The 13131-nt window shown below is 39.1% G+C and carries 15 protein-coding genes; 3 read left to right on the plus strand and 12 right to left on the minus strand.

Annotation, left to right across the window (positions count from 1 at the left end; translation table 11 throughout):
- Positions 1-58: 58 nt before the first annotated feature.
- Positions 59-502 (minus strand): flavodoxin, encoded by a 444-nt coding sequence (locus tag ADH31_RS05655; protein ID WP_001162134.1) that lies wholly within the window; start codon positions 500-502, stop codon positions 59-61.
- Positions 503-605: 103 nt separating this feature from the next.
- Between ADH31_RS05655 and ADH31_RS05660 the strand changes: the two genes are divergently transcribed.
- Both ADH31_RS05660 and ADH31_RS05665 read left to right on the plus strand, forming a co-directional pair.
- Positions 606-1541 (plus strand): DHH family phosphoesterase, encoded by a 936-nt coding sequence (locus ADH31_RS05660; protein WP_049509465.1) that lies wholly within the window; start codon positions 606-608, stop codon positions 1539-1541.
- Positions 1542-1637: 96 nt separating this feature from the next.
- Positions 1638-1880 (plus strand): type B 50S ribosomal protein L31, encoded by a 243-nt coding sequence (locus tag ADH31_RS05665; RefSeq protein ID WP_000710764.1) that lies wholly within the window; start codon positions 1638-1640, stop codon positions 1878-1880.
- A gap of 45 nt (positions 1881-1925) precedes the next feature.
- Here the strand turns inward: ADH31_RS05665 and ADH31_RS05670 are convergent, their stop codons facing one another.
- The 5 genes from ADH31_RS05670 to ADH31_RS05690 form a co-directional block, all read right to left on the minus strand.
- Positions 1926-2246, minus strand: a complete 321-nt coding sequence (locus ADH31_RS05670; protein WP_049509467.1) for a heavy metal-binding domain-containing protein — start codon at positions 2244-2246, stop codon at positions 1926-1928.
- 329 nt (positions 2247-2575) lie between these two features.
- A complete protein-coding gene (locus ADH31_RS05675) occupies positions 2576-2851 on the minus strand; it encodes an HU family DNA-binding protein (protein WP_001284633.1) in 276 nt (91 codons plus the stop codon).
- A 106-nt stretch (positions 2852-2957) separates the two neighbouring features.
- On the minus strand, positions 2958-3794 hold the full coding sequence (locus ADH31_RS05680) for a DegV family protein (RefSeq protein WP_049509469.1): 837 nt from the start codon (positions 3792-3794) through the stop codon (positions 2958-2960).
- Between the two features lie 182 nt (positions 3795-3976).
- Positions 3977-5206 (minus strand): tetratricopeptide repeat protein, encoded by a 1230-nt coding sequence (locus ADH31_RS05685; RefSeq protein ID WP_049509471.1) that lies wholly within the window; start codon positions 5204-5206, stop codon positions 3977-3979.
- On the minus strand, positions 5196-6359 hold the full coding sequence (locus ADH31_RS05690) for an AI-2E family transporter (RefSeq protein WP_049503623.1): 1164 nt from the start codon (positions 6357-6359) through the stop codon (positions 5196-5198). Before ADH31_RS05690 ends, ADH31_RS05685 begins: the two co-directional genes overlap by 11 nt.
- Positions 6360-6568: 209 nt before the next feature.
- Between ADH31_RS05690 and ADH31_RS05695 the strand changes: the two genes are divergently transcribed.
- A complete protein-coding gene (locus tag ADH31_RS05695; protein WP_049509474.1) occupies positions 6569-7576 on the plus strand; it encodes a lactonase family protein in 1008 nt (335 codons plus the stop codon).
- 188 nt (positions 7577-7764) lie between these two features.
- Here the strand turns inward: ADH31_RS05695 and ADH31_RS05700 are convergent, their stop codons facing one another.
- From ADH31_RS05700 to atpF, 6 genes are all read right to left on the minus strand, one after another.
- A complete protein-coding gene (locus ADH31_RS05700) occupies positions 7765-8184 on the minus strand; it encodes a F0F1 ATP synthase subunit epsilon (RefSeq protein WP_049503620.1) in 420 nt (139 codons plus the stop codon).
- Positions 8185-8194: 10 nt separating this feature from the next.
- Positions 8195-9601, minus strand: a complete 1407-nt coding sequence (atpD, locus tag ADH31_RS05705) for a F0F1 ATP synthase subunit beta (RefSeq protein WP_000094353.1) — start codon at positions 9599-9601, stop codon at positions 8195-8197.
- An 81-nt stretch (positions 9602-9682) separates the two neighbouring features.
- Positions 9683-10561: a F0F1 ATP synthase subunit gamma gene (locus tag ADH31_RS05710; protein WP_049509476.1), complete on the minus strand. Its 879-nt coding sequence runs from the start codon at positions 10559-10561 to the stop codon at positions 9683-9685.
- A gap of 15 nt (positions 10562-10576) precedes the next feature.
- Positions 10577-12082 (minus strand): F0F1 ATP synthase subunit alpha, encoded by a 1506-nt coding sequence (atpA, locus tag ADH31_RS05715; protein ID WP_049503616.1) that lies wholly within the window; start codon positions 12080-12082, stop codon positions 10577-10579.
- A gap of 14 nt (positions 12083-12096) precedes the next feature.
- Entirely contained in the window at positions 12097-12633 is a 537-nt protein-coding gene (locus ADH31_RS05720; RefSeq protein ID WP_049509479.1) for a F0F1 ATP synthase subunit delta, read from the minus strand.
- Positions 12633-13127 carry a F0F1 ATP synthase subunit B gene (gene atpF / locus ADH31_RS05725; protein WP_000366310.1) on the minus strand — a complete coding sequence of 165 codons (495 nt, stop codon included), beginning with the start codon at positions 13125-13127 and terminating at the stop codon, positions 12633-12635. The genes ADH31_RS05720 and atpF overlap by 1 nt, the downstream gene beginning before the upstream one ends.
- Positions 13128-13131: the final 4 nt, after the last annotated feature.

Below are 13131 nucleotides of genomic sequence, written 5' to 3' on the forward strand. Positions count from 1 at the left end.
TTCCTAGGGAAAACTAACAAAAACTGCACTGACAACTTTCATCAGTGCAACTTCATGCTTATCCTACTTTAGCAGCTAATTCTTCTGCAAATTGTTCCAAGCGTTCGATATCTTCTTCTTCTGCAGAGAGATCCACTTTGACACACTCTGATCCCTTTTCAGCTCCTGTTGCCACAAATACACGATCAAAGTCATCAACAGCTTTACAGAACTCATCATAGAAAGTATCGCCTGATCCTACCACACCGTAGATTTTACCACTCAAGTTAAGATCTGCTAGGTCTTCGTAGAAGTCCATCATCTCATCTGGTAACTCTCCATCACCGTAAGTGTAGGTTGCAACGATCGCGATATCTGCTTCAAGAAAGTCAGATGCGTCAACAGTTGTACACTCATCAACATCCACCTCTAAGCCCAATTCACGCAATTTATCTGCTACAATATCTGCAATTTCTTCGGTATTACCGGTCATACTGGCAAATACAATTTTTGCTAATGCCATATCGTCCTCCTCAATTTATCTTTCTCCATTATATCACATCTTTTTCATTTTAAAAATAAAAACTCTTGTGCTACAATGAAATAAGAAAGAATTGAGGTCACTTATGGAAATTTGCCATCAAATTTTAGAAAAAATTAAAGCATATGATACCATTATCATTCACCGTCACATGAAACCGGATCCTGATGCCTTAGGAAGTCAAGTTGGACTCAAAGCCCTTCTGGAACACCATTTCCCAGAAAAAAATATCAAGGTAGTTGGTTATGATGAGCCAACCCTAACATGGCTTACAAAGATGGATCAGGTAGAAGACAAGGATTATCAAGGTGCGCTTGCTATCATCTGTGATACAGCAAATACCGCTCGTATCGATGATAAACGTTATACTAATGCTGAAATCATTATTAAAATTGATCACCATCCAAATGACGAAGTCTATGGAGATCTTGTTTGGGTAGATACCAACTCTAGCAGTGCCAGTGAGATGATTGCTCTCTTTGCTGAAGCAACTAACCTAGAATTATCTGACTACGCTGCTAAAATGCTCTGTGCTGGAATTATTGGTGATACAGGCCGTTTCCTTTATCCATCAACTTCTGCACGTACTCTTCGTATAGCAAGTCAACTTAGAGAACATAACTTTGACTATGCTGAATTAACTCGTAAAATGGACACGATTAGTTTCAAAATTGCCAAACTACAAGGTTATGTCTATGATCACCTAGAAGTCGATGAAAATGGAGTTGCCCGTGTCATTCTAAGCCAAGAACTTCTCCAGTCTTACCAAATAACTGATTCTGAAACAGCTGCTATTGTTGGAGCTCCAGGTCGTATTGAGGATGTCAATCTATGGGGAATTTTTGTAGAACAAGCAGATGGCCACTACCGCGTACGTCTTCGCAGTAAATTCGTTCCAATCAATGGTGTTGCAAAAGAACATGATGGTGGAGGTCACCCACTTGCAAGTGGTGCTAACTCCTATAGCCTAGAGGAAAATGAAGTCATCTATCAAAAATTAAAAAACTTACTGAAAAAATAGATAAAAAGCTTGCCAAACTTATCAGAATCTGATAGACTAGTATGGTAACAATCTATGGCTCGCAAAGAGACCATGGCAGAAAGGAAATATTGCAAAATGAAAAAAGATATCCATCCAGAATATCGCCCAGTTGTCTTCATGGACACAACTACTGGTTACCAATTCCTTAGCGGTTCAACAAAACGCTCTAACGAAACTGTTGAGTTCGAAGGCGAAACTTACCCATTGATCCGTGTGGAAATTTCATCAGACTCACACCCATTCTACACTGGACGTCAAAAGTTCACTCAAGCAGATGGACGCGTGGATCGTTTCAACAAAAAATACGGTCTCAAATAATCATAAAAAGAACAGTTCCGACTGTTCTTTTTTTGTTTCTTCAAATTAGGAGTCAACCACAACTGCTGTACCACTACAAGTGACCATTAGCATACCATTTTCAGCACCTAAAGTTTCATAGTCCATTTTTATACCTATAATAGCATTTGCTCCACGTTCACTTGCACGCTCCATCATTTCTGCTAGAGCTTCTTCTCTTGCTTGAGTCAACTCGCCTTCATAACTACTAGCTCGTCCTCCAAAAACATTACGGAAGCCAGCAGCCATATCTTTGAACATATTAACGCCAGCAACCACTTCACCAAAGACGATTCCTTTGTAGGATAGGATTTTTTTCCCTTCAATTCCCGTAGTTGAAATAATCATCTTCCTTTCCTCCTAACTTCTTTTATATAATTGTAAACCCTTTCACTAGCTCTGTCAAGAAATTCTATAAAGGGATCAGTGCTTGAAAGGAAACTCTGCTCACCATCCTTGTTTGCTATCCATTTAGTGCCAATTGTATAGATGAGAGTCTGCAAGCCTAACTTGAGATAGGCTTCTCAGCCTCACTATTCTTACCAATAGTAGAGCTTAAAATCAATGACTGGTATAGAAAATACTGTTCTTTCCTGCCCCTTTTTTGCCCCAAAACTACAAAAAAAGCCTATTGACCAAGCTAGAAAGCTTGATACAATAGGCTTTTTCTAAATTCATTATTTAACAGCGTCTTTAAGAGCTTTACCAGCTTTGAATGCTGGAACTTTTGAAGCTGCGATAGTGATTTCTTTACCAGTTTGTGGGTTGCGACCTTTACGTGCTGCACGCTCACGAACTTCGAAATTACCAAAACCGATCAATTGAACTTTTTCACCAGCTGCAAGGTAATCAGCTACTGCTGCAAATACAGCATCAACTGCTGCTGCTGAGTCTTTCTTTGTCAATTCTGTAGCTTCTGCTACTTTAGCGATCAAATCTTGTTTGTTTGCCATGTTAATAATTCCTCCAAATATTTTCTAATTAACAATTACAATCATATCCTAAATTCTCTTGTAGGTCAAGTCAAAAACGCTATTTCTTGCTATTTTCTTTATTTTTTTAGGACTCGTATCTGACCAAAATAGCCCAAGCATTTTCACCTGTATGGGTCTGAATAATAGAACCTGTTTCAAGTACAGAGATTGGTTTTTCAACGAATGGTTGTAGGATTTCTTTCATCTCTTCTGCCCAGTCCCGAGTTCCAGAATAGGAAATACCAATTTCTGCAACAGAACGCTCTGACAGTTTTGAAACCAGTTCATCCAACCATTTCTTAAAGGTTTTAGCTCCACGTCCTTTAACGATTGGTTGCAATTCATCATCTTTCATCTGCATGACTACGCGGATATTTAATAGAGAGCTTAAAAGACCTGTCACTCGACCAATACGACCACCTTTAACAAGGTTTTCCAAGGTAGAAACACCAATATAGAGCTCTGTGTTCTTCTTTACTTCTTCAACATGAGCCACAATTGTCTCAATGTCTTGTCCTTCTTGAGCTAACTTAGCTGCTTCAACTACTTGAAATTTTAGGGCTTGATCTGTAAAGGAACTATCCAATACAGTCACATTAGCTGTTGACAAACTTGCACCCTGACGAGCTGCTTCGACAGTTCCTGATAAGGCATGAGACATATGAATGGCTAAAATTTGACTCCCGTCTTTACTCAACTCATCAAAGATCTCAGCAAAGAGTCCAACAGGAGGTTGACTTGTTTTAGGCAGATTTTTACTCTCTTTCATCAAGCGAAGAAATTCCCCTTCTTCAAGATCAGCATCCGAATAAAGAACACTATCAATCATTACAGAGAGCGGAACGACGGTAATATTTAATTCTTTGACCACTTCTGGTTCAATGGTAACAGAAGAATCTGTTACGATTTTTACTTGTGTCATAATTCAAATCTTTCTATGTTTCACTTTTTGAGTGAGTTTTTTCAATTTAACTATAACAATTATATCAAAAAAAAGATAAAAATTCATACTGTATCTATTCATTTTTATGATGGAATTTATAGATTTTTAAATCTTTATTTTTATAAAAATAGTCGCCTGCTAAGACGACTACTGTTCATTTATCATAAACGTTCATACAAATCTTGCATTTGTATGTCATCAGGAACCAACTTGAGATAGTGTTGGATCTGTTCTTTTGCTTCTTCAAACCTTCCAAGTTCGCGTAATAGATGAATGTATTGCTCTAAAAACTCAGGATTTTCCTTGAGTTCTGGAACCAATGCCTGATAAGATTCATAGGCAGCATCCAAATCTTCAGTTTCTTGGTAACTCCGTGCAATCATCCACTTAGTCAAGAGATTTTCTGGCTCATATACTTCTAAGGCTAGAATATCCTCATACCTTTCTTGCTCCTGATACATGGTTGCTAGTCGCAAGAGGATTTCTTCTTGGTCTTCCGCATCTTCTTGGGCTTGAAGCAGATAAGCTTCCGCCTGCTCAGGTTGATGCAATTCATAAGATAATTGTGAAGCAATGAGTAGTAAACGTGTTTCGAATGGATTTTTTTCCAAACCTTGTTGAGCTATCAGTAAGGCTTGCTCAGTCTGATGTTCCTTATGTAGAGCCTGACTATAACCATATTCATACCCTTCAAAATCTGGAGAAATAGTATCCAGCTGTTTAAAATATAAAACTGCCTTTTGATATTCCTCTTGATCAAAGTAAAGACTTGCTAATTCAAATGCAGTCTGATCTTCATACTCTAACTCTAAAGCTTTTTCTAAAAACTCTATGGCTGATTCAAACTTTCCAAGTCGAGCATAGGCAGTACCAATTCGTTGATAGGTCGAAATCCCTGTCTGCTCATATATTTCACGATTATCCAGTTGAGCATAGCCCTTAATCGCTTCTAAATCATTTCCAAGTTCACTATCTAACTCTGCTAGCCCAAAAATCAATAGAGGATCATCAGAGTAATTAAGAGCTTCTAAGAGCTTCTCACGAGCTACATCCGTCAATCCTTCCATTTGATAGAAATCAGCCTTTAAAACAAGCGCAGATACATAAGAATCGCTATTGGGTTGAATTTCTTCTAGATAGGCAAACGCTTCTTCGATTTGTCCATCTTCGCTTGCGATACTAGCTAGATTGAGATTTACTTCTGGAAATATTGGAGCTAGTTTTTCATAGATTTGACGAGCTTGTGGATAAAAACCAATACCTTCTAGATAATAAGCCAGTTCCAGAAGAAGATCATCAGGGTCTTCTACCAAGGCTTTTTGAAAATAGTGATCAGCTTTTGTTAAATCTTGCTGATCCAAAGCTTCAAGCATTTCTTGACTATTGCTCACCTTCAACCTCCTCTTCTAACTCATACAGACCACTAACTTTTTTATACCATTCAAAAATCGCTGAAATAACAACTTTGGCTGAAGCATAAACAGGAATTCCCAATAGGACTCCCCAAACACCAAACATAGAACCAGACGTCAACAAAACGAATAGAATAGTGATTGGATGGATGTTTAGCTGACTACCTAAAATCAATGGAGACACAAAACGACCTTCAATTGTCTGCTCTACGATAAAAACGATAATAACTTTCAAGAGCATAACTGGTCCAGCAATTAACCCTAAGACCAGAGCTGGTATCATAGCAAGGAAACTTCCAAGATAAGGGATAAGATTTAAGACCCCAGCAGTAATACCAAGAGTCACCGCATATCTCAAACCAATAATTTTAAAGAAGATGATAAACATAATTGCCACGATAATAGCAACAGTAATTTGTCCTCTAACATAGTTAGAAAGTTGTTGGTTCACATCCGTTAGAACCTTACCTACTGGTTCTCTCAATTTATTTGGTAAGAATTGAGTGATATGATCTCTCAAGCCTTTTCCATCTCTAAGGAGATAAAAGAGCATAAACGGCATGATAATTAGAGCGACAATGACTTGAGACGTTCCACTGATAAGAGCACTCACCCAGTTCACAGCCTTAGAAGATATATTACTTGCCCAAGCAGTTGCTTGTGTTGAAAACTGAGCCAGAACCTGTTCCAGTTGAGGTCTAAAGTCATCTGGCAAACGCTTAGTTACAAGATCATCAATAACTCTATCAGCATCTTCGAGATAATTTGGTACATTTTGCGCAAAAATAACTACTTGACGTTGAAGATTTGGAATCGCAACAGCCAGACCAATAATCAGAAGTATAGCAATAATGACAAAGATAATACTAATGGCTAAGACACGATTTATCTTGTACTTCTCCATCAAATCCACCAGTGGATTTAACAAATAAAAAAGCAATCCTGATAAAATAACAGGTAACATGACAACCGATAAAAAATCCACAACAGGGATAAATAAAAAACTAATCTTACTTAAAATAAAAATATTGAGACCTAGTAACAAGGCTACCAAAAATACAGTAACAGCCTTATTATCTAAAAACCATTTAAAAAACCAAGATAAATTAAAATGTTTCTCCTTTTGTTCCATATCTACTTCCTTTCCTTTGTCTTTTCATTATACCATTTTTACAGGGAATAAACTGTTTTTAAAGTGTTGAAGTGACGATTGAAAACTTTAACAAAGCGACCTTGCTTTTTACTAATTTTATACTTAGATATTTCATACTTTTTTCACTATTTTCTTCAGGTCTCCTAATTTATGATATAATAGAAACATCTTTATTTAGAGGTATAGATATGATTGAAACAATTTATTTCGGAACCTACACTCGTCGCTTATCCCAAGGGATTTATCAAGCTGATTTTGATACAGAGACTGGGCAATTATCAAATCTTAAACTATTCGCTACTGAACCAAGTCCTACCTATCTTGCATTTGATCAAGAAAATCACCTCTACACAGTCGGTAGCAAAGACGGACAAGGGGGAATTGCTGCCTATCAAACTGATGGTACTTTACTTAACCATGTTGTAACAGAAGGAGCCCCTCACTGTTATGTTGCTGTTGATGAAAAACGTGGCCTAGTATACGGTGCTAACTATCATAAGGGACAAGTTCTGGTCTATAAACGTAAAGAAGATGGTAGTCTAGAATTGGCTGATATAGTTCAACATAGCGGTCATGGTCCTCATGAAAACCAAGCTTCTCCACATGTACACTTTACAGATTTAACACCAGATCAGTATTTAGTCACTTGCGATTTAGGTACTGATGAGGTTACTACTTATGATGTCAATCCAGAAGGAAAACTAAATAAGCTAGCTACTTACAACTGTAGTCCCGGTGCTGGTGCACGTCACCTTGTTTTTCATAACCACTACAAGATTGCTTATCTCATCTGTGAACTCAATAGTACAATTGAAGTTTTGATTTATGATGGTGTTGGTGCATTTGAAAAAATGCAAGTTATTTCTACACTACCTGAAGGATTTAATGACTTTAATGGAACTGCTGCAATTCGTCTCTCAAAAGATGGAAAATACCTTTACGCATCAAACCGTGGTCACGATTCTATTGTAGTCTACACTATTCTAGCTGATGGCAGTTTAGAATTGTTGGAATTCGTTCCTACAAACGGAAAAACTCCTCGAGATTTTATTCTCTCACCAGACCAAGAATTTCTCATCGCTGTTCATCAGGATTCTGATAATGCAACAGTATTTAAACGCAATCCAGAAACTGGTCGTCTTGCAGAACTTTCCAATGACTTTCACGTACCTGAAGCGGTTTGCGTCACCTTTTAAACATAGAAAAATGGCGGTGGGACAGAAATCTATAGACAAAGTCTCGATTTCGTAGTCCCAGACCCGCGAGAATGATTAGGAGCTTTTTGGAGTCTAAAAGACGAATAAAAAGTCAATCAGCTACCACGTCAAAGTTTGATTGCTAATAAAAAGTGAGGTCAGGATCTTTTTGTCCCAACCTCATTTTTTTATAGTTTATTTCCGACATTGATTCGGTTAATAGCACGTTGTAATGCAATTTTAGCACGACGCTCTTGGTCAATCAAGTGTTTGTCTTGTGCTTCTTCAATTTCACGTTCTGCACGAAGTTTGGCACGTTCTGCACGGCTAATATCGATATCACGAGCACGCTCAGCTGAGTCTGCAATGATAGTAATCACATCATTTGCAATCTCGATGATTCCTCCATTTACTGCTATCCAGTTGACATGCGAATCATCATCAATACGTTTGACTTTAACTTCATCAACTGCTAATACCGCAATCATATTTTGATGTCGTGGCAAGATCCCCATCTCACCATCCAGAGTTCGAACTGATACAAAGCTGGCATGGTGATCATAGACGAGGCCATCTGGTGTCACGATCTGGACAGTTAACTGAGCCATAGATCACCTCTTAAAATCCCATTTTTTCAGCCTTAGCAATAACATCTTCGATTGAACCTACTCCACGGAAGGCATCTTCTGGGAGATGATCGTGTTTTCCGTCAAGAATTTCCTTAAATCCACGAACTGTTTCCGCTACTGGAACATAAGAACCTGGTTGACCAGTAAATTGTTCCGCAACGTTGAAGTTTTGTGAAAGGAAGAACTGAATACGACGGGCACGAGCAACCAAAGTTTTTTCTTCATCAGAAAGTTCATCCATACCAAGGATCGCAATGATATCTTGCAATTCATGGTAACGTTGAAGGACACGTTTAACTTCAGCAGCTACTGCATAATGCTCTTCTCCAACGATTTCAGGCGCTAAAGCACGAGAGCTCGAAGCAAGTGGATCAACGGCTGGGTAGATACCCAATTGAACCAATTTACGTTCCAAGTTGGTTGTAGAATCCAAGTGGGCGAAAGCTGTTGCTGGCGCTGGGTCAGTATAGTCATCCGCTGGCACGTAGATAGCCTGGATAGAGGTTACAGAACCTTTCTTAGTTGAAGTGATACGTTCTTGCAATTGACCCATTTCTGTTGCGAGGGTTGGTTGGTAACCAACGGCTGATGGCATACGACCTAAAAGGGCAGATACTTCTGAACCAGCTTGTGTGAAACGGAAAATGTTGTCAATAAAGAGAAGAACGTCTTGACCTTCTACATCACGGAAGTATTCAGCGATTGTCAAACCAGTAAGGGCAACACGCATACGTGCTCCTGGTGGTTCATTCATCTGACCAAATACCATGGCTGTTTTCTCGATAACGCCTGATTCTTTCATTTCCCAGTAAAGGTCATTCCCTTCACGAGTACGTTCCCCAACACCAGTAAATACTGAGATCCCACCGTGTTCTTGGGCAATGTTGTGAATCAACTCTTGAATCAAGACAGTCTTACCAACTCCGGCACCACCGAAGAGCCCGACCTTACCACCTTTAAGATATGGGGCAAGAAGGTCGATAACCTTAATCCCTGTTTCTAAAATTTCTGAAGAGGTAGATAACTCATCAAAAGTAGGTGCTTTTTTATGAATTGGCTGACGCTCTGCATCTTCTCCAAAAGGAGCTTCCAAGTCAATAGTGTCTCCCAAAACGTTGAAGACACGTCCCAAGGTTTCTTTACCTACTGGTACAGAGATTGGACGACCTGTGTCCAATACTTCCATTCCACGAGTCAAACCATCTGTTGATTCCATGGCGATGGTACGAATCATACCATCCCCCAACTCTAAGGCTACTTCAAGGACGATTTTTGTTTTCTTTTCGTCATTTTTGTAGACGACAAGTGCATTGTTAATCTCAGGAAGTTTTTCCCCTGCTGCAAACAAAACGTCTACAACGGGTCCGATAACCTGAGCAATTTTACCTGAACTCATCTCCTTCTCCTATTCTATATAAGATACTGTCGGTTCCTAGTTTTGCTAGGTCCTAAGTTCATTGATATGAGCAAGATGGCTTTATTCTAAAGCGCTAGCTCCTGCCACGATTTCTGTGATTTCTTGTGTAATCGCCGCCTGTCTGGCACGGTTATACTGGATTGTCAAATCATTAATCACTTTTTTGGCATTATCTGTCGCTGTTTGCATAGCTGTCATACCAGCAGCATTTTCAGCTGTCTTGGCATCAATAATAGCACCATAAATCATACTTTCTGCAAACTGTGGCAGCAATTGATTCAAGATTTCTTCACGACTTGTTTCAAGCTCAAATGTCAAGCTATAGTTATCATCTGCTTCATTTGGATCCAAGTCCACGATTGGAAGCATCTGTTCTACACGCATTTGACTTGTCAATGTATTCACGTGGTGGTTGTAGCAAACGTAGAGCTCATCGAAAAGTTCGTTTTGATACATTTCAATCGTTTTTGTAATAATCTTACGAACTTCATCAAAGCTTGGTTGGCTTGCAAGTCCACGCAATTCATAGATAGGTTGAATACCACGTGATTTGAAGAAATCGGCTCCCATACCACCAATACAGATGACTTCAAAATCATCACCTGAAGGATGGTATTCTTGCTGAATTTCCATGACAGCTTTTAAGATTGAAGAATTATATCCTCCAACAAGACCACGGTCAGATGTAATGACGATATAGCCTGTTTTTTTGACGGGGCGACTGATCAACATAGGGTTAGTTGATCCGCCTGCACCATCTCCGTGGAGGATATCTGTAACTAGTTTACGCACTTTTTGTGCATACACTTGGAAGTTACGAGCTGCTTCTTCAGAACGACCTAACTTAGCTGCAGAAACCATCTGCATAGCGTTAGTAATTTGACTAGTATTTTTTGTTGAGGCGATTTTTGTTTTAATATCATTTAGAGATACTGCCATCTGACACCTCTATTCTTATTGGAAGCTTGATTGATTGAGAAACTCAGTAATCGCAGCATCCAAGACTGCTTCATCTGGCAAGTCTTTTGTTTCACGAATGGTTTCCAAAATCTCAGGATGTTGAGCATCAAAGAACATATGGAACTCTTCTTCGAAACGAACGATATCGTCTACAGGAATTGTATCCAAGAAACCATGGGTCAAAGCATAGAGAATAGTAACTTGTTTCTCAACAGGTAATGGTTTGTGAACAGGTTGTTTCAATACTTCTACAGTACGACGACCACGGTTCAATTTAGCCTGAGTAGCTGCATCCAAGTCCGAACCAAATTTAGTGAAGGCTTCCAACTCACGGTATGAAGCAAGGTCGATACGGAGTGTACCAGCAACTTTCTTCATGGCTTTAATCTGAGCAGAACCACCAACACGAGATACAGAAGAACCCGCATCAATAGCCGGACGGATACCAGCATTAAAGAGACTATCGCTTAAGAAGATTTGTCCATCTGTAATAGAGATTACGTTTGTAGCGATATAGGCTGAAATATCTCCTGCTTGTGTTTCGATAAATGGAAGAGCTGTGATAGATCCACCACCAAGTTCATCAGAAACTTTAGCAGAACGTTCAAGCAGACGACTGTGAAGGTAGAATACATCCCCTGGGAAGGCTTCACGACCTGGTGGACGACGGAGCAAGAGAGAAAGTTCACGATAAGCTACCGCTTGTTTAGATAAGTCATCATAAACGATCAAGACATGCTTACCTTGGTACATAAATTCTTCGGCCATAGCAACCCCTGCATAAGGTGCAAGGAAAAGCAATGGAGAAGGTTGTGAAGCTGACGCTGTCACAACGATTGTGTAATCCAAGGCTCCGTACTGACGAAGTGTTTCTACTTGTGTACGAACTGTTGATTCTTTTTGACCAATCGCTACATAGATACAAATCATATCTTGACCTTTTTGATTCAAGATTGCATCGATAGCAATGGTAGTTTTCCCTGTTTGACGGTCACCGATGATCAACTCACGTTGTCCACGACCGATTGGAACAAGGGCATCAATAGCTTTCAAACCAGTTTGCAATGGTTGTGATACTGATTTACGTTGCATAACCCCAGGAGCTGGCGCTTCAACTGGACGAGTTTTGTTTGTGTCGATTGGACCAAGCCCATCTACTGGACGACCAAGTGGATCCACGACACGTCCAATTAAGCTATCACCAACAGGAACTTCCATGATTTTTCCTGTACGACGAATAGTATCGCCTTCGCGGATATCTGTAAAGTCTCCAAGGATAATAATACCAACATCAGTTGATTCTAAGTTTTGCGCCATACCATAAGAGCCGTTTTCAAAAATCAACAACTCTCCACTCATGGCATTTTCTAGGCCATGAGCACGCGCAATTCCGTCACCGATGTAGGTTACAACACCAGTTTCAGTCACATCAAAATTGGGTTTGAAATTTTCAATTTGTTGCTTAATTAAAGCGCTGATTTCTTGTGCGTTAATTGCCAAAAGAACACCACTTTCTATTTCAAATTTTCCTTAACAACTTTAAGTTGTTGTTTAATACTAACATCAATTGTCTTGTGATTGGCGATAATAACAAAACCACCGATTAAACTATCGTCGATTTCTTCTTTAATGCTACGCACTTTTAAAGACATCTTTTTCTCTATAATTGGAAGCAAACGTTCTTTTTGTTCATCTGTTAGAGGATGAGCAGACATAATCGTTACTTCAAAACGATTCGTTTCTCTCTCAAGACTGTTTAAACAATCTACAATCACATCATAAAAAAGATTTGATCGATGATTGTACAACAGAACTTGAATGAAGTTTTGTAATAATGGCGATGCAGAATCTTGGAAATAACTGACTGTTTTTTCCTTGTCAGACTCATCCACATCCACCTGAGCCAAAAAAGAAGGCAAGTCTGTTTCTTCAGCAACTTGCTTAATTTGGGTCAAGTCTGAGAAGATAGAATCTTCTTCTCCTTTTTCAATCACCAATTGGACAAAAGGCATGCTGTATTTTTCAATTACCTTTACTGTCTTTTTGTCCATTAAGCTTCTCCTAGCTGATCAATATACTGATCAATGAGTTCTTTGTGGGCATGACCGTCAAGGTTTTGTGAGATAATTTTTCCAGCTAGACTAACTGTCAAATCTGCTACCTCACCTTTAACGCTTTGTAAAGCCTCTGCTTTGTTTTGCGCAATTTCTTGGTTAGCTTTTTCTTTCAAGCGACCAGCTTCTAGCTTAGCTTCAGCCAGAATATCTGATTTGCTCTTTTCAGCTGTTTCCTTTGCATTCTCGATAATCGTTTTAGCTTCGGTACGGCTACCTGCTAGCTCAGCCTCTCGCTTACTTGCTAGTTCCTCAGCCTTTTTACGAGCTTCCTCAGCACCATCAATATCTGAAGAAATCTTTTCAGCACGTTGATCCAAAATACTGGTAATATTTCCCCAAGCATATTTCTTAACTAAAAAAATTAATAAAAGGAAGGAACCAGCGATAAGAATAAAGTCACCGATAATGGTACTAATAGTTAAATCCATCTTC

It is taken from the genome of Streptococcus pseudopneumoniae (assembly GCF_001072375.1).
GTDB classification, from domain to species: domain Bacteria; phylum Bacillota; class Bacilli; order Lactobacillales; family Streptococcaceae; genus Streptococcus; species Streptococcus pseudopneumoniae_L.